Below are 17,335 nucleotides of genomic sequence, written 5' to 3' on the forward strand. Positions count from 1 at the left end.
CCCGTCACCAATCATTCAAGCCGACATCACCTTGCGAAGCACTTCGGCGTGCGTGATGACGCCGACGAGTCGCGCGGCTTCGTCCAGCACCGGCACCGTGCCGTGACGCTGGGTGGCAAGCAGCGGCACGATTTCCGAGAGCGGCATGCTGGTAGTGGCCGACTTCATGCCGGGCTGGATCAGTTCGCGCACGGACGGACGCGGCCCCGCGCTCAAGGCCACGCCAAAGCGAGGCCAGCGTTGCGCGCGGGCGCGCCGGGTATGCAGATCGTGACGCGTAACCAGACCGATAACCCGGGCATCGGCATCCACGACGGGCAGAGCGTCGAGACCGTGACGCTGCAACAAACGCCAAGCCGTCGGCACCTCGTCGTAGGCCTTCACATGGGCGGGCGACTTCGTCATCACGTCGCCAACGGTCAATTCACGCGCCCGCCGGGCATAGGCTTCGCGCTGCGTATCGCGCAGCAGATCGGCCAAATCGTCGGCCGAGATGGAGAGCAGTTCGCTATGGCGGGCGAGCGCCTTCTCTGCATCGGCCGTGGTGACCTGAACGCCGGCCGTGGCGTCGGTGGCCGGACGTGCCGCCGCCTGAGCGCGGGCCACGTGCGGATACCGATGGCCGGTGATCGCATGATACGCAATGGCCGCAGCCAGCAAGGCCACGGACTGCACTGCAATCGGCTCAAGCAGGAAACCGTACCCGAGGGAGTGCACAGCGGGGCCGCCGAGGACGGCTGTCAGCGCCACCGCGCCTGAAGGCGGATGCACGCAACGCAGCGTAAACATCAGCGCAATCGAGATACCGACAGCGGTCGCCGCCGCCACGACGGGCGACGGGATGAACATGGCGCACGTCACACCAACAAACGCCGAAACGAGATTGCCGCCGAGGATCGACCACGGCTGCGCAAGGGGACTGGCAGGAACGCCGAACAACAGGACTGCGGAGGCACCCATCGGGGCGACCAGCCACGGAATATAGGTCGCGGGGCCGAGCAGCCAGAGCATCAGGCCGCCAGTGAAGGCGATGCCACACAGGGCACCCACCCCGGCGCGTAACCGCTCGCGCCATTGCACCGCCACCACGGCGGGCAGAAAACCGGTCAACCACTGCCTTACATCACGTTGCGTCATTGCCATGTCGTCCCCTCCGCCGACCGCACCGAAGTGGGGCAATCGATTGATATTTTGTGCATGATATATCGTATATCGATGGATTGGGAGAGCATGAGCGCGTGATTTTAGTGCTGCGGCGCAGCGAAATCCCGGCATTGCCCCACGCGCTGGCAACGCGATGCACCAAAAGGAAGAAAACGAGACGATGTAGGCGGGATGTCTTGCGAGGTGGCAAAGCGGAATGCAAAAGCGGCAGGGCTTTGGGGCCCTGCCGCCGTTTGGCAAGTCAGCGGGAATTTGCCACGGTCAGTGGCGTGGGGCGGTCAGCGTCCGCCGCCGACCACCATGTCCGCGATCACGCCGCTCGCGATGGCCACCAGCAGGAAGTCACCGCCGACGCCAACCCATTGATACCCACGACGCGGTGGCGGCAGGCGGTAGTCGCGATAATTCTCGACGACATACTGACGGTCGCGATACTGCTGCGGGACACGGTCCCCTTTGCGCCAATCCGGGTGTTGCCACGTATCTTCAACAGGGCCGGGGCCTGCGTGGCCGCGAGGCGGCGGGCCGCCGTGTTGTGGGCCGTGTCCTTGCGGTGCACCGTGTTGTGGGCCGCCATGGCCGGGGGGCGGACCTTTGTGGTCGCCACGATCGCCTTGATCGCCGCGGCCCGGGCCACCGGGACCACCTTGCGGCGGTGGGCCGCCCTGAGCGAACGCGAGGGTGGATGACACCGCCATGCCGGCGGCGAGAACAATCGACAACGTCTTGTGCATCTTCATTCTTTGCACTCCTTTTCGTAAGGTCTGGCGACCGCACGCGGGGGAAGCATTCGAGATGACTTGCCAGTAACGATCACCGTACAGGTGCGCTGCACATGACGGCAACCGTAGGGCAATCCTACCATCGCGGCACAAAAAAAAGCCCGGGCATGTCGGACGTCGATTGACGTCGGACAGACTCCGGGCAAGCAGGGACGCAGGGAAGAAACCGGTTGAAATCAGCGTGAAGCGGGGCGAAACATTCCTGTTGCGGCATCCCGAGGGAGCATCGAAACCGGCGGCGCGCATGGCGCGCTAAGGGAGGGGGCAACTCCACGCGCCGCTCGCCTTGGGGGACACGAGGGCGGCCGCCGGCCCGATGCTTTCGGTGCCTACAACGCTAATTCACTTCACTGTTATTTACGTCTTTTCATCACTTATCGAGCGGCAACCGTTGCCGACCCCGCCGCCGGCGTGCCCGCTGCTGCCGGTACGTCGCCCCAGCCGCCACCCAGCGCGCGGATCAGGTTGACGGTCGACACGGCTTGCGCACCGGCCAACTGCACCGCGCTGCGTTGCGCCTGCAACACCGTGCGTTCGGCGTCGATGACATCCAGATAAGCGATCGAGCCTTCCTTGTACTGGGTGCGCGACAGTTGCGCTGCGCGGCTCGACGCCTTCACGGCATCGTCCTGAGCGCGCGTCTGGTCGGCAAGCAGGCGCAAGTTCGACAGGTTGTCCTCGACTTCACGGAACGCCACGAGCACTTGCTGGCGATAGTTCGCGACATCTTCTTCGTACTGCGCGCGTGCCCGCGACAGGTTGCCGCTGCGTGCACCGCCGTCGAAGATCGGCAACGCCAGCAAGCCGCCCACTGCCGGGCCGAGCAAGAACGTCCGGCTCGACCAGTTGAACAGATCGCCCAACGTGGCCGCTTCAAAGCCGCCCGAGCCCGTGAGCGAGAGCGACGGGAAGAACGCGGCCTTCGCCACACCGATACGGGCGTTGGCGGCAGCCATCGCGCGCTCAGCCGCGGCGATATCCGGGCGGCGCTCCAGCAGTGCTGAAGGCAGTCCCGCCGGAATGCTCACCTTCACCGGTTGAAGCGGCGTCGGCGTGTACGTGAACTCCGCCGGCGTCTTGCCCAGCAGAATCGCGAGGCTATGCTCCGACGCGGCACGAAGTCGCGCCACCGCCAGCGAATCCGACTGCGCCGTGGCCAACTCGGCCTTGGCGCGCGCCACATCCAGCTCGTCGATGTCACCTTCCGTAAAACGACGCTGCACGAGCTTGAGTGCGTCTTCACGCAGCTTCACGGTCTGCGTGTACAGCGCCTGTTCGGCGTCGAGCTCACGCAGGTTGAAGTAGTTCTGCGCCACGTCGGCCTGCAACGCGAGTTGCACCGAGCGGTACAACGCTTCGCTTTGCTCGGCATCCGCGCGGGCGGCGGCCACGTTATCCGACACGCGGCCAAACAGATCGACTTCGTAGCCCACGCTCGCCTGCGCACGCCACAGCGTGTACGGCGCGATATTCCCGCCGTCCGGCTGCAACTGCGAGGCCGGCGAGATCTTCTGACGCGTCGGGCCGAAGCCCGCGTCGAGCGTCGGGAAGAGGGCGGCACGTGCCTGACGCTGCACGCCGCGCGCTTCCTGCACGCGCGCTGCCGCAGCCTTCAGGCTCTGGTTGGCAGCGAGCGCGTCGTCTTCGAGCTTGTCGAGCGTCGCGTCACCGAACACCTTCCACCATTCACCGCGCGCCACCGCTTCCGAGGGCTGCGCGGTCTTCCACGTGCCCGCGTCGGCGGCCGACAGCGAGGCTTCCTTGAACGCCGTCGGCGTGCCCTTGTCGGTCACCGTCGGTACTTCGTAAGTGGGGGCCATCGAGCAGCCCGCCACCACCAGCAGGGCACCGAGCAAGCTCGAGACACCCAGACTGCGTTTAATCCATTGCGATTGCATGATTGGCATCCTTCAGACTTCGGCCTTGACGTTGGCGGGCATGGTCGACGCGTGAGCGCTATGCAGCGGCTTCTTGCCGGCCAAGGTGCGCAGCAGCACGTAGAACACCGGCGTCAGCACCAGACCGAAACCGGTCACGCCGATCATGCCGAAGAACACGGCCACGCCCATGGCATGACGCATTTCCGAACCTGCACCGGTCGACATCACCAGCGGCACCACACCCATGATGAACGCGATGGACGTCATCAAAATCGGGCGCAGACGCAGGCGGCTGGCTTCGATTGCGGCAGCCACGGCAGTTCGGCCCTGCATTTCCAGTTCCCGGGCAAATTCCACGATCAGAATCGCGTTCTTCGCCGACAACCCCACCAGCACCATCAAACCGATCTGCGTGAAGATGTTGTTGTCACCGCGCGTCAGCCACACCCCGAACAGGGCAGACATGATGCTCATCGGCACGATCATGATCACGGCCAGCGGCAGCGTCAGACTTTCATACTGAGCAGCCAGCACCAGGAACACCAGCAGCACCGAGATCGGGAACACCCACATCGCCGAATCGCCCGCCAGAATTTGCTGATACGTCAGGTCGGTCCATTCGAACTTCACACCGCGCGGCAGGGTTTCGGCGGCAATCTTCTCCACCGCAGCCTGTGCCTGACCCGACGAGTAACCCGGGGCCGGACCACCGTTGATGTCCGCAGCCGTATAGCCGTTGTAGCGCACCACCATTTCCGGACCGTACGTCGGCGTGACCTTCACCAGCGACGACAGCGGCACCATATCGCCCGACGAGTTACGCGTCTTGAGCAAGCCGATGTCTTCGGCATGGGCACGGAACGGTGCATCGGCCTGCACACGCACCTGATACACGCGACCGAACTTGTTGAAGTCGTTCACGTACAACGAACCGAGGTAGATCTGCATGGTGTCGAACACGTCGGTGATCGGCACGCCGAGCTGCTTGGCCTTCACACGGTCGAGGTCCACGTTCAGTTGCGGCACATTGATCTGGTACGACGAGAACGTCGGGCCCAGTTCCTTGGTCTGCGAGGCCTTCTTGATGAACGCTTGCGTTGCATCGTTCAGGGCTTCGTAGCCGAGTGCGCCACGGTCTTCCACTTGCAGCTTGAAGCCGCCGAGCGTACCCAGACCCAGCACCGGCGGGGGCGGGAACACGGCGATGAACGAGTCCTTGTTCTTCGAGTACTCGCCATTGAGCTTGGCCGCGATGGCGGCCGCCGACAGCGACTTGTCCTTGCGCTGGTCGAACGGCTTGAGCGTGACGAACACGATGCCTGCCGACGACGAGTTGGTGAAGCCGTTGACCGACATCCCCGGGAACGCCACGGCGCTCTTCACGCCAGGCGTCTTCAGTGCGATGGCCGACATGTCGCGAATCACCTTGTCGGTGCGTTCAAGCGACGCGCCGTTGGGCAACTGAGCGAAGGCGATCAGATATTCCTTGTCCTGCGCCGGCACGAAACCGCCCGGCACTACCTTGCCCAGCAACACCGTGATACCCAGCAGCACCGCGAACAGCGCCATCATGACGGCCTTGCGGCCGATCACGCGGGTCACGCCCTGACCGTACTTTTCCGAACCGCGATGGAACACGCGGTTGAATGCACCGAAGAAGCCGCCGAGATAGCGATTCATCTGACGCGTCAGCCAGTCCGGCTTGGCGTGATGGTCCTTGAGCAGCAGGGCGGCCATGGCCGGCGAGAGCGTCAGCGAGTTGAAGGCCGAGATCACCGTCGAGATGGCGATGGTCATGGCGAACTGCTTGTAGAACTGACCCGTCAGACCCGACATGAACGCGAGCGGCACGAACACGGCCACGAGCGTGAGGGCGATAGCGACAATCGGACCGCTCACTTCCCGCATGGCCTGATACGTCGCTTCCTTCGGTGTCAGCCCGGCAGCAATGTTCCGCTCGACGTTTTCCACCACCACGATCGCATCGTCCACCACGATACCGATGGCCAGCACCATCCCGAACAGCGACAACGCGTTGATCGAGTAGCCGAAGCCGAGCAGCAGGGCAAACGTCCCCACGATCGAGACCGGCACGGCAAGCAGCGGGATGATCGACGCACGCCACGTTTGCAGGAACACGATCACCACCAGCACCACCAGCGCGATGGCTTCGAGCAGCGTGTGCACCACGGCCGAGATCGACGAGCGCACGAACTGCGTCGGGTCGTACTCGATGCGGTATTCCACGCCCGGCGGCATGTCTTTTTGCAGGTCGGCCATCGCGGCACGGACGTCGTCCGAGATTTGCAGCGAGTTCGCACCCGGCGACTGGTTGATACCCAGACCCACGGCCGGCTTGTTGTCGAGCAACGAGCGCAGGCTGTACGACGACGCGTCGAGTTGCACGCGGGCCACATCGCCCAAGTGCGTCACGGCGCCGTCCGGCGAGGTCTTCAGGATGATGTCGCGGAACTCTTCTTCCGTGTTCAGACGGCCACGCGCATTCACGTTGAGTTGCAGCGGCGTATCCGGGCCGGCCGGCGTTGCGCCGATCACACCCGCAGCCACCTGCACGTTCTGCTCGCGAATGGCCTTCACCACGTCCGACGCGGTCAGGCCGCGCTGAGCGACCTTGGCCGGGTCGAGCCACACACGCATCGAGTAGTCGCCTGCGCCCCACAACTGCACTTCACCGACGCCCTTGATACGCGAGAGGCGATCCTTGACGTTGATGAGCGCGTAGTTGCGCAGGTAGGTCATGTCGTAGCGATCGTTCGGCGAGATCAGGTGCACCACCATCGTGAGCGTGGGCGACGACTTGATGGTCGTCACACCAAGGCGCTGCACGTCGTCCGGCAGGCGCGGCAGCGCTTGCGAGACACGGTTCTGCACGAGCTGCTGCGCCTTGTCCGGGTCGGTGCCCAGACGGAAGGTCACGGTCGTGGTCAGGTTGCCGTCGCTGTTGGCCTGCGACTGCATGTACAACATGTTTTCCACGCCGTTGATCTGCTCTTCGAGCGGCGAAGCCACCGTCTCAGCGATCACCTTCGGGTTGGCGCCGGGGTACTGGGCGTGCACCACGACCGACGGCGGTACCACTTCCGGGTACTCCGAAATCGGCAGCTGGAACACGGCGATCAGGCCGGCCAGCAGCGTGATGACCGAAAGAACCCCCGCAAAAATGGGCCGGTCAATAAAGAATTTTGAGATGTTCATTACGAAACTCTGAGGTGTCGTTCAGCGTGTGATTCGTGAGGCTGCGTGCGAGTGCATCGTCACCTTCGCGACCATTACGAACGCTTCGCCGTTGCGTTGACCGCCGCCGACTGGGCTGATTGGGCCGGTTTGGCCGTCGCCGGTGTCTTGCCGCTGGCATCGTTCTGCGAAGTCGTCTGGCTGGCAGCCGGGGTGGTGGCCGGGTTGGCGGCCACTGCCGGAGCGACGATGTCGTGCGCGTCGCCCTTGTCGGCAGCCATCTTCACGGTCTTCGGCGAGACCGGGTCACCCGGGCGCACACGTTGCAGACCGTTGACGACGATGCGCTCGCCGTCGTTCAGGCCACCGGCAATTTCCACGAGCCCGCCATGGCGCTCACCCAGTTGCACTTCGCGGTACTGCACCTTGTTGCCGGCGTCGACCACGAGCACGAACTTCTTGCTCTGGTCGGTACCGACCGCGGCTTCGTCGATCAGCAGGGCCGGGTGCGGCTCGCCGCCACCGACACGAATGCGGGCGTAAAGGCCCGGGACGAGCGCGCCGTCGGCGTTGTCGAAGCGAGCGCGCACGCGGATCGTGCCCGACGTGGTGTCGAAGCGGTTATCGACCGAATACACCGTGCCCTTACGCGAGTAGCCCGACTCGTTGGCGAGGCCCAGATCGACGGGCACGCCGCTCGGCTTGGCCGTGTCGCGCGAGAGGTAGCGCAGGTAGGTCTGCTCATCCACATCGAACGACGCGTAGATCGGCGAGACCGACACCACCGTGGTCAGCGCGGGCGACTGCGCCCCGGCCGACACGGTGTTGCCGACGGTGATTTCCGCGCGGGAAACGCGGCCGGCCACCGGTGCCACGATCTGCGTGTAGCCCAGATTGATGCGTGCGGTTTCAAGCGCAGCGCGCGCGGCCTTCACGTTGGCGACGGCTTCGCGTGCCGCGTTTTCCTTCTGGTCGAAATCCTTCTTCGCGATGGCGTTATCCGCGATCAGGCGTTCTGCGCGGGCGAGGTCGGTGCTGGTGAAGACGTCACGCGCCTGTGCCGAGGCGAGTTGCGCGGCGGTGCGATCGACTTCGGCCGCATACGGGCGCGGATCGATGGTGAAGAGCGCATCGCCTTTCTTCACGAGCTGGCCGTCCTTGAAGTGAACGGCGGTGATGGTGCCTGACACGAGCGGCTTGATATCGACGCGATCCACCGCGTCGAGACGGCCGGAGTAGCTTTGCCAGTCGGTCACGGTGCGTGAGATCACGTTGGCGACATCGACTTCTGCGGCCGGCATGACTTGGGAGGCCGGCGGCGTGCTGGCGTCCACGCGCACGACGGTGAGTGTGCCGAGAGCCACGAGCGCGATCGTGGCGGCGGCGGCGATGATGACGGGTTTGCGAGCGAGGGTGGTCATTATTCAAATCTCCGGAACGGATGGACTCACTGGGTAGAGCCAGCGGCAGGCGGTGCCAGCCGGCGTGTCAGGAAGGCGGCCACCTCCCGCAATGCAGCGGGCAGGGCGGCGAGGCCGTGATGGGACGCGCTGCGATGGCGCGTGACTTGCGTCGGCACGCCGGCCGCGATGAGTTCGGCAGCGTATTTTTCGGCTTCGACGTGCAGCAGGTCGTGTTCGGCAGAGGCGATCAGCGTGGGCGGCAACCCGCCCAGGCGTCGCGATTCCAGCGGCGCTGCGTACGGATGCAGGCGCTGCGTGGCATGCGGCAGATACGCGCGGTAGCACTTGGCGCATTCGCTCGCTTCGATATCGCTGGGCGTGCGGGCATTGGCCAGACGCGTCATGCTCGGATCGAGCAGCGGGGCCAGCAAGGCCTGCGCCGAGATCGTGATTTCACCGCGATCACGGGCGATCATCGTGAGCGACGTGGCAATGTTGCCGCCCGAGTCGTGACCGGCCACCGCGAGGCGGCGCGGACTGGCGCCGTAGCGGCGGGCGTGGCGCTGCACCCAGAGGGCGGCGCACCAGGCGTCTTCCGGCGCGGCGGGAAACGGGAATTCGGGGGCGAGCGAGTAGGCGACCGACACCACCAGCGCGGGCACATGCTTGGCGAGGTAGCGGGCGGCGGCGTCGCCGTCGTCGAGCGTGCCCGTGCAGAAACCGCCGCCGTGGAAATACAGCACGGTAGGCAGGTGCGCTTCGAGCGGCACGACGACGCCGGGTTCGCCCGTCTGGGCGGGATGGCCCGCTTGGCCGGCTTTGGCAGCTTTCGCCGACTGGCCGGGCTTGGCCACGGGACGGTACAGGCGCAGCGTCAGCGGGCCGACGTGGCCGGCAATGCTGACGTCTTCAATGCGCAGTCCGTCGCCGGTTTGGCTGGCGTGGCCCGATTGTGGCTTGGCGTTGGCAGACATATTCGCTTTGGGCTCGCGTGAGCGACACCCCTCTGGTGACTTTCGATGGACCGAAGTCTAGAGGCCACGCACATTGGGATAAACGCCTATAATTTGGCAACACTGTTCGGCCAGTTCGACTAATCGGCGCCTGCCTTGCCCGTATTGGCTTATGCCGCCGACCAATATGCTTATATCCGTACGATTGGCGTGAATTCGTCGGATTGGCCAGTGCGACAGCGTTTTCAATGGGGAAACATCATGGATCGCTTGCAAGCGATGCAGGTCTTTACGCGGGTGGTAGAGGCGAACAGCTTCTCGCGCGCCGCCGACAATCTCGGCATGCCGCGCACCTCCGTGACCACGATCATTCAGAATCTCGAGGCCCATCTGGGCACGCGGCTATTGCAGCGCACGACCCGGCGGCTGAACCTCACGCCCGACGGGGCGGCGTACTACGAGCGCTGCCTGCGCATTCTGGCCGACATCGAAGAGACGGAATCGTCCTTCCGCGAGAGCAGCCAGCGCGTGCGTGGCAAGCTGCGCATCGACATGCCGGGCTCGCTCGGCAAGCTGGTTGTGCTGCCGGCATTGTGCGAGTTTCACGACCGTTATCCCGAGATCGAATTGATGGTCGGCATGGGCGACAAGCCCGTCGATCTGATTCAGGAAGGGGTGGATTGTGTGCTGCGTGTGGGCACGTTGCAGGATTCCAGTCTGGTGGCCCGGCGCGTGGGGCTGTTCCAGAGCGTGACATGTGCGTCGCCGACGTATCTTGAGCGCATGGGCATGCCGCATACGCTCGACGATCTGCAACGGCACACGGCCGTGCATTACTTCTCGAGCCGCACCGGGCGTGTGATCGAAGAGCAGTTTCTGGTCGACGGCAAAGAGGTCGACATCCACATGCAGGGGTCGGTCGCGGTGAACGACGCGGAGGCGTATCTGCAACTGGGGTTGTCGGGCTTCGGCACGGTGCAGTTGGCACGCTTCATGGCACTCCCGTATCTGCAATCGGGGCAGTTGGTGGAGATTCTGCATCAGTGGAAACCGCCGCCCATGCCGATTTCGGCGGTCTATCCGCATAATCGTCATTTGTCGCCTAAGGTGCGCGTATTTGTCGACTTCATCGCCGAACTGTTTGAGCGTTGCCCATTGTTGCAAGGGCTCGACGAGACGGCCGTGCAGTGCAAACCGACGGTGGCGGCACCCGATGCGGATGGCCGTTGGGCAACGTCGTACGGCACAGAAATGGCGCCGCAGGAGGTGGTCGTTTGACGTTGGCTGTGACGTCATCGGCGTCGCCAATGTCAGTCGTGAAGGTGCGCCCGGCGACGCTTGTCGATGCCGAGGCGCTTGTGCCGATCGACCGCGACGCGGGACAGATATTCCGTCAATTTCCCGAGCTTGCGTGGCTGGCGGACGGTGAAGGGATGCCGGTTGAGCGCCATCGTGCGTTCATCGAGAAGGGCGCCGCGTGGGTTGGCGTCGACGAAAACAATACGCCGGTCGGGTTTCTCGACGCGGAGGTCGTTGGCGGCGAACTCCACGTGTGGGAGATGTCAGTGCATCGCGACTGGCAGGGGCGTGGTCTTGGCCGGGCGTTGATGGCGGCAGCCAGCGCCTATGCGACACGCGCGGGGCTGACGGCGCTCACCCTCACAACGTTTCGCGACGTGCCTTGGAACGGACCGTTTTACGAGCGTCTGGGGTTTGCGGCAATCGCGCCATCCGCGCTGAGTGCAAGGCTCAGGCAAGTCTTGGCCGACGAAGTGGCGGGCGGATTGCCGAAAGACCGGCGCTGCGCAATGCGGCGCATTCTGTAGAATCACTTTCCCCGACAGTCCTTCCCGTGGTGCCGCCGATGGATCTCGACAATTTTCTGGCGCAGGTCACATCGGACGGCCCCATCGCGGGTGTTTCGCTCGCGACGTTACGCGCGGGCGAGCGGGGCATCGAGCGATATGCCGGCATCCGGGGCTCGCATGATCCTGCCGCCGTCGATGCGCAGACGGTGTTCGAAGCCGCCTCGCTTACCAAACCCCTCGTTGCGTTCATCGCCCTTCAATTGATCGAAGAAGGGCGGCTGGATCTGCATCGTCCCTTGATCGATATCTGCGGCGAATACGTCGCGAACGATCCGCGCGCTCGCGCGATCACGGCGTTTCACGTTCTCACGCATACCAGTGGCCTGCCGAACATCGTTCGCGACGAGGCACCGCTTCGCACTTACTTCACGCCCGGTGAACGTTTCAGTTACGGCAGCAGTGCATTCGCGTGGCTTCAGCGGGCAATGGAAACAGTCGGCGGCGCTTCGTTGGAAACACTCGCCTGCGCTCGCGTCTTCGCGCCCTTGGGGATGCATCACTCAAGCTTGCACTGGCAGGAGCGATTTGCGGAAAACCATGCGCAAGGCCACGAGTGGGAAGGTGAGCCGGTGCCCAAGCGCCGGTTGCCGACGGCGCAGGCGTCATGGTCGCTGCTGACGACAGCCTTTGACTACATTGTGTTTGTTCAGGCGGTCTTGGCCGGACGCGGTTTGTCGGACGAGAGCCATGCGGCGTGGTTCGAGCCCCGGGTGAACACCCGGCAGGTCGAGGTAGAGGATCTGCGCGGTGAGTTTCCTGCTGATCCCGCTGTCGGATGGGGCTTGGGCTGGGGGATCGAGATCGCGCAGCAATGCTGCTTCCACTGGGGCAACAGTCCCGGCTTTCGCGCACTCGTGCTGGCGAATCGCCAGACCCGGGATGCCATCGTCTGGTTCGCAAATTCCGCACGCGGTTTGCGACTCGCACACACGGTGGTGCCGTTATCCGTGGCGGGCGAACATCCGTGCATCCAGTGGTTGAATATCGGGCACTTGTAACGCGTTTCGGTTACACCGTTTCACCGTTTCACCGTTACACCGTTACTCCGCCGCAGGCCACCGGTAACCTAGCACCGACGAGATCGGATAATCGAGTTCGCGCACTTCGTCCAACTGATTACCGCCGAGCAGATATATCGTCGTGTCGTCATGACGCAAATAGAAGCCGACGTGCCCGCGCCAACTCGTCGGGTCGTCACGCGTGAGCACGACAACGCAGCCATAGACGGGGGCGTCGATGACCGTGCCCCATTCCAGCCACGAACGCGCCAACGCCGATCCCGTCCCGGCAAGCCCTGCACCACCCATGCACCAGTTGATGAACGACGAACACCACGAGATCTTGTCGTCGTAGCCGACCAGATTCGTGGTGTTGTTGTATTCGACGATCCGGGGATTCGTGTCGCCCTGCGCATAGCGGCGGATGCCGCGCTCGGCATCGGCAATGCGCATCCACTCCGGCGCGGAGGCGGACTCAGCGGCGGGTTCGTTCGCGCTCATGTGCTGCATCGCTTTCAAGTTCCCGAGAGTGCTTTGGGAACGTTATAGCGCGAACCGTCGTACTCGATCGTGACGTTGGGGCGCTTTGCCGTGCTGTCCTTGCTCGCGCAGTCGTTACGCGTGGGTTTATTCGTCGTCGTGACGGTCTTCTCGCTGACGATCAGTTTCGCGTAACCGGCTTTGCCGGCCGGGCCGACCGATACCGCGCGCGACGTATCGGAGAAACTGCCTGCACAGTTGCCGTCCCACTCGCCACCGCCTTGTTGCGTCGCCAGATTGTCGACGACTTTGCGCAGCTTCGCGCCGTCGATGACATACAGGCTGACCGTCGTTTGTGAAAACGGATTCACGCGCGACGATCCTTCATACGTCGCGCGAACGCCAAAGGCGACGACCTGCGGCGTGAGCCGCCACGGCGCGGTGTCGAGCGAGAGGCTGCGCAGTCGAACGGCGTCCGACGTGATCGCCGACGATTCGAAGTGGTGCGCGAGGATCTTGCCCGTCTGGCTATCGGCGACCAGCACTTCGACGTCGTAGACTTTCTCGTCGTCAGTGCTGCCCTTTTGCGGCAGTGGCAATACGGCTAGCGTTTGTGCGGGGTTCGCGGGCCAGACCTTACAGGCCGCCACCTCGGTATCGACCGTGCGGCCGGGTTGCAACGTCTGCGCCCATGTTTTGAAGTTGTCTTGGCAATCGGCGTGCGCAAGCAACGGCGCGCAGAGCAGAGCGGAAGCAATGAGGGTTCGCATGGGAATCGGCAGCCGAGTCGTGACGTGAGAAAGGTGGCTCATTCTACTGGCGCCTGCGGCTCGCGGCCACAGCGCCAATCAGTTTCTCACCGCCGCGCGAAAGGCCGCCGAGAGGGCGGCAATCGTTTCGCGTGCGCGCCCGTCCTTGATGCGCGTGTGGAGCAGTACAGGCAAGCGCGGCAAATCAGGCAACCCGAGGCGCGGGCCGACATCGACGGCACCGAACGGCAGCATGCGCGGTGCCAGCGCGGCCACCCCCAATCCGGCCATGACGGCGGCTGTGACGGCAGCCACACCGCCGCCCACGAAAATCTCAGTCCATGGCACTCCGGCGGCGTCGAGCATCTTGCCGGCCATCACGCGCACGCCACAGGGCTCGGCCAGTGTCGCCACCGGCAGCGGCTCGTCGCTGCGATGCTGCCAACTTGGCGCCGCAAACCAGCCGAATTTCTCTTCCGCCAGTACTTCGCCGTCGCTGCGTCCGTCGTGCAGGCGCACGATCACGGTATCGAATTCGCGGCGGTCAAAGCTCTGAAGCAGGTCGCACGACGACCCGATGCGTAGCTCGATCAACAGCTTCGGGTCTTGCGCATTCATGCGGGCGATCAGGGCGGGCAGTTCCGGGCCGGCGACGTGATCGCTGATGCCGATCGTGAGACGCTGCCGCGTACCGGCGACCGACGATAGCGCCCGGTCGTGCACCTTGAGCAATTCGCGCGCATGCGCCAAAAATGCCGCGCCTTGCACGGAAAGCTCAACATACCGGGGCGTGCGCTCGAACAGACGAAAGCCGAGCCGGTCTTCCAGCCGTTTGAGCTTGAGACTCACGGCGGCCTGTGTGGTGAGCATCGCTTCGGCCGCACGCGTGAAACTGCCGAATTCGGCAATCCGCACGAAAGCGTCGACAGCATCGAGGTCCAGCGGGCGTCCAATCATATTCAATGCTTATCAATGAAATAATTGGCGATAGCATATCAAAATAGATAATCTGACGTTGCTTCTACTGCTTATCTTTACTGCTTATCTCTACCGCTCATTTCCCAAGGAGCCGAGCCATGCCACTCGTCAGCATTTCCCTTCGTGCCGGAAAGCCGGAAGCGTACCGTCAGGCGATTTTCGATAGCGTCTATCAGGCCATGCGCGAATCGTTCAACGTGCCCGAGAACGATCAGTTCATGACCATCACGGAGCACGACGCTGCCAACTTCCGGTACGACCCGACTTATCAGGGCGTCTCGCGTAGCGACGATGTCATGTTCATCCAGATCACCGCGAACAACACGCGAACGCTGGACCAAAAGAAGGCGTTCTACCGCCGCTTGGTGGACTTGTTGGGCGAGCGCCCCGGCGTGCGGCCCGACGATGTCTTTATCAGTCTTGTTGAGGTCGCCAAGGAAAATTGGTCGTTCGGCAACGGACTCGCGCAGTACGCGTGAACGCCGCATGCCATGCGCATGCGAGTGCGCCTCAAAGTGCCTGAAGCCAGTCGTGCCCGGGATGCAGTGTGGCTAACCACTGCCGCAGATCGTCTTTCTCGGACGGCGGCAACTTGGGCAACGCGAGACGGAAATCGCGTTCGTCTTTCTCGCGGCGGTGTTTCGCTTTGAAGAGCAACACCGCCGCCGGGCACAGATAGGGCACGCCGTCGCCGGTTTTCCGGATCACGTCGATGCGCGCGCGCCGCAGGTCCGGGGCGCGCTTATACGCCCACGTGTCTCGTGTGCCCCGCGTCTCGACCATCATGTCGACGCGCCAGCAACGCTCAGCCAGATCCCCGCCCCACAACTGTGTGATGTCTGCCGCCGGAGACTCGGACGCAGGCAGGTACTCGACCACGCCATCGCGCACGGTAAAGAACACCAACTCCGCCAGCATGTCCCGGAAGTGACTCACGTCCTCGGGCAGCACTGAGAACTCCAGATCTTCATGCTCGCGCGTCTGCGTGCCGTGCCACAGATCTAGCGCCCATCCCCCCACGACATACCAGTGCGCCGATGTCGCGCCCAATCGCTGCGCGAGATCGTTGGGTGTCCATGCGTTCCAGGCATCGTCGGGGAAGGGGGAAATCGGGGCAATCGGCGGGAGAGGAGACATCGCGTGATCAGCAGAAATGGCAGATCCCGCATCTTGCCCGAGATCCCGGAAAACGGAACCACCCAGCTATAACCAATCGATGATGTGCATCCCGAAAGAGTGATATGTATTTTATTTTTTTACAATGTATTCTTTTGTAACGATACGTATACATATAAAAGTCACAATTCAGCGATGCCGCTGTCGGGGGATCGCACATTTTTGAGGGGTTTTCCATGAAACTTCGCGCTGTCTTCAGCGTTGCGCTAACGCTGAGTGCGTCCGGCATGTTCGGCGTACTGACGAATACGGCAACCGCTGCGCCTTCGGCGAGCGAACAGACTTGCCGTGCTTGCCACGACATGAACGACAAGAAGGTGGGCCCGGCGTTTCGCGCCATTGCGGCGTCGTATCGCGACGACCCGGCGGCGCTGGCGAAAATCAAAAAAAGCATTGTCGAAGGCAGCAGCGGCAAATGGGGCTCGATCCCGATGCCGCCGAACGCGCTCGCCGATGGCGAAGCCGATCGTTTTGCCGCGTGGGTCATGAGTCTCAACAAGTAGTCCTTTGCGGGTGCGCTACCCCGAGCGACTCCGCGTTGTCCCGCATCCCCCAGCCACTACCCACACGAACGAACACCCCCAACCGGACCCCGCACACGTTGCCGGGCCACCGGACCACCGTGCCCTGACGTTGCCCGCGACATGACGAGGCGGCGCTCGCACAGGAGGAGACATGTACAAGAAAGCCTGCGCTGCGCTGGTTCTGGCGCATTGTTCCGGCGCGTCGTTTGCGCAAACGGGACCAACACTGTCCGGTATCGTCGACAGCTATTTCGAGACCATCCGGGCGCAGAATCAGACCACACCGCGTATGCAAAGCGGCGGCCTGCAAACCTCGCGATTCGTCTTTCGCGATGTCGAGAAGATCACCGACACGCTGGAAGCTCAAGCGGTGCTGGAGTGGCGCTTTCGGGTCAACAACGGCACGACGCCGGTGCCGCCGGCGCGCGATGCCTACGTCGCGCTCAAAGGCGACTTCGGACGCTTGCTGCTCGGGCGCATGCGCGTGACGTCAGCGACCACCTATGGCCGCATCGACCCGACTTACACCGGCAACTACAGCGTCATTACCAACGTCATCGCCTCGTACGAGCGCTGGCTCGAGAACAACACCATCAAGTACGAGACGCCGAAGTGGAACGGCTTTCAGGTGATCTCGTCACTGTCGCTGGGCAAGCAGGGGGAGAACCTCGCGACCGGTGAGCGCCGCAACAGCGGGCAGGGGACCAGCACGGGTCTGCGCTATTCGACCGGGCCCTGGTTCGCATCGGTGGTCTACGACAACTTCAACAATGCGCGGCCGGGCGAGAGCATGCAAGACGTGTGGCTCGTCGGCGAGTACTGGGTTCGCGGGCAGTACAAATTCACGGCGGCCGTGCATCGCTATTCCGGCATCTATACGTCGGGCAAGCCGTCGCAGCAGGGGTTCGACTGGCAGCTCGGTGGACGCTACCAACTCACGGCCGCCGACGAACTCGTGGTGTCGCTGGTCAATCGCAACGAGAGCGGTGGCTCGAACGGCGATGCCACCGGGCTATACGTGGGCATCGAACATAGCCTGTCGAAGCGCACACGCCTGTATGCGAGCTATGCGCGCATCAACAATCGCGGCAACAGCCGGTACGCGCTGGCGTTCGACATGACGCCGCTGCCCGGTGAAAACACGAGCGCCGTGGCACTGGGGATCAGCCATGCCTTCTGATGGGA

General features: G+C 63.5%; 16 protein-coding genes. 6 read left to right on the forward strand and 10 right to left on the reverse strand.

Annotated elements, in window-relative coordinates; genetic code table 11:
• Positions 1–15: 15 nt before the first annotated feature.
• The 6 genes from CDV46_RS23030 to CDV46_RS23055 form a co-directional block, all read right to left on the reverse strand.
• Positions 16–1,137, reverse strand: a complete 1,122-nt coding sequence (locus CDV46_RS23030; protein ID WP_058378307.1) for an HPP family protein — start codon at positions 1,135–1,137, stop codon at positions 16–18.
• Positions 1,138–1,442: 305 nt separating this feature from the next.
• Positions 1,443–1,904 carry an RcnB family protein gene (locus tag CDV46_RS23035; RefSeq protein ID WP_087725227.1) on the reverse strand — a complete coding sequence of 154 codons (462 nt, stop codon included), beginning with the start codon at positions 1,902–1,904 and terminating at the stop codon, positions 1,443–1,445.
• A 416-nt stretch (positions 1,905–2,320) separates the two neighbouring features.
• Positions 2,321–3,844: an efflux transporter outer membrane subunit gene (locus tag CDV46_RS23040; RefSeq protein ID WP_087726058.1), complete on the reverse strand. Its 1,524-nt coding sequence runs from the start codon at positions 3,842–3,844 to the stop codon at positions 2,321–2,323.
• 12 nt (positions 3,845–3,856) lie between these two features.
• A complete protein-coding gene (locus CDV46_RS23045) occupies positions 3,857–7,042 on the reverse strand; it encodes an efflux RND transporter permease subunit (protein WP_058378310.1) in 3,186 nt (1,061 codons plus the stop codon).
• Positions 7,043–7,116: 74 nt separating this feature from the next.
• Positions 7,117–8,442, reverse strand: a complete 1,326-nt coding sequence (locus tag CDV46_RS23050; protein ID WP_087687913.1) for an efflux RND transporter periplasmic adaptor subunit — start codon at positions 8,440–8,442, stop codon at positions 7,117–7,119.
• Between the two features lie 26 nt (positions 8,443–8,468).
• Positions 8,469–9,398: an alpha/beta hydrolase gene (locus tag CDV46_RS23055; protein WP_087725229.1), complete on the reverse strand. Its 930-nt coding sequence runs from the start codon at positions 9,396–9,398 to the stop codon at positions 8,469–8,471.
• A 240-nt stretch (positions 9,399–9,638) separates the two neighbouring features.
• On the opposite strand from CDV46_RS23055, the gene CDV46_RS23060 reads away from it, so the two are divergent.
• From CDV46_RS23060 to CDV46_RS23070, 3 genes are read left to right on the forward strand one after another with little or no spacing between them, the layout of a single operon-like run.
• Positions 9,639–10,655 carry a LysR family transcriptional regulator gene (locus tag CDV46_RS23060; protein WP_087687911.1) on the forward strand — a complete coding sequence of 339 codons (1,017 nt, stop codon included), beginning with the start codon at positions 9,639–9,641 and terminating at the stop codon, positions 10,653–10,655.
• 29 nt (positions 10,656–10,684) lie between these two features.
• Positions 10,685–11,203, forward strand: a complete 519-nt coding sequence (locus tag CDV46_RS23065) for a GNAT family N-acetyltransferase (RefSeq protein ID WP_087725231.1) — start codon at positions 10,685–10,687, stop codon at positions 11,201–11,203.
• 38 nt (positions 11,204–11,241) lie between these two features.
• On the forward strand, positions 11,242–12,243 hold the full coding sequence (locus CDV46_RS23070) for a serine hydrolase domain-containing protein (protein WP_140413467.1): 1,002 nt from the start codon (positions 11,242–11,244) through the stop codon (positions 12,241–12,243).
• Between the two features lie 42 nt (positions 12,244–12,285).
• On the opposite strand, the gene CDV46_RS23075 is transcribed toward CDV46_RS23070, so the two are convergent.
• The 3 genes from CDV46_RS23075 to CDV46_RS23085 form a co-directional block, all read right to left on the reverse strand.
• Positions 12,286–12,744, reverse strand: coding sequence for a TIGR02594 family protein (locus tag CDV46_RS23075; RefSeq protein ID WP_254916180.1), 459 nt, complete (start codon positions 12,742–12,744; stop codon positions 12,286–12,288).
• Between the two features lie 14 nt (positions 12,745–12,758).
• Entirely contained in the window at positions 12,759–13,493 is a 735-nt protein-coding gene (locus tag CDV46_RS23080; protein ID WP_087725235.1) for a hypothetical protein, read from the reverse strand.
• A gap of 78 nt (positions 13,494–13,571) precedes the next feature.
• On the reverse strand, positions 13,572–14,429 hold the full coding sequence (locus CDV46_RS23085) for a LysR family transcriptional regulator (protein WP_087687907.1): 858 nt from the start codon (positions 14,427–14,429) through the stop codon (positions 13,572–13,574).
• A gap of 119 nt (positions 14,430–14,548) precedes the next feature.
• Between CDV46_RS23085 and CDV46_RS23090 the strand changes: the two genes are divergently transcribed.
• On the forward strand, positions 14,549–14,929 hold the full coding sequence (locus CDV46_RS23090; protein WP_087687906.1) for a tautomerase family protein: 381 nt from the start codon (positions 14,549–14,551) through the stop codon (positions 14,927–14,929).
• Positions 14,930–14,960: 31 nt separating this feature from the next.
• On the opposite strand, the gene CDV46_RS23095 is transcribed toward CDV46_RS23090, so the two are convergent.
• Positions 14,961–15,587 (reverse strand): nucleotidyltransferase domain-containing protein, encoded by a 627-nt coding sequence (locus tag CDV46_RS23095; protein ID WP_087725237.1) that lies wholly within the window; start codon positions 15,585–15,587, stop codon positions 14,961–14,963.
• A 215-nt stretch (positions 15,588–15,802) separates the two neighbouring features.
• Here CDV46_RS23095 and CDV46_RS23100 point away from each other — a divergent pair, with 215 nt between their 5' ends.
• On the forward strand, positions 15,803–16,129 hold the full coding sequence (locus CDV46_RS23100) for a c-type cytochrome (RefSeq protein ID WP_170935930.1): 327 nt from the start codon (positions 15,803–15,805) through the stop codon (positions 16,127–16,129).
• A gap of 172 nt (positions 16,130–16,301) precedes the next feature.
• The gene (locus CDV46_RS23105; protein ID WP_058378321.1) at positions 16,302–17,330 is read left to right on the forward strand and encodes a porin; all 1,029 of its coding nucleotides are present in this window, start codon (positions 16,302–16,304) and stop codon (positions 17,328–17,330) included.
• Positions 17,331–17,335: the final 5 nt, after the last annotated feature.

Origin of the sequence: Pandoraea sp. PE-S2T-3 (genome assembly GCF_002179965.1) — a bacterium.
Lineage (GTDB): Bacteria > Pseudomonadota > Gammaproteobacteria > Burkholderiales > Burkholderiaceae > Pandoraea.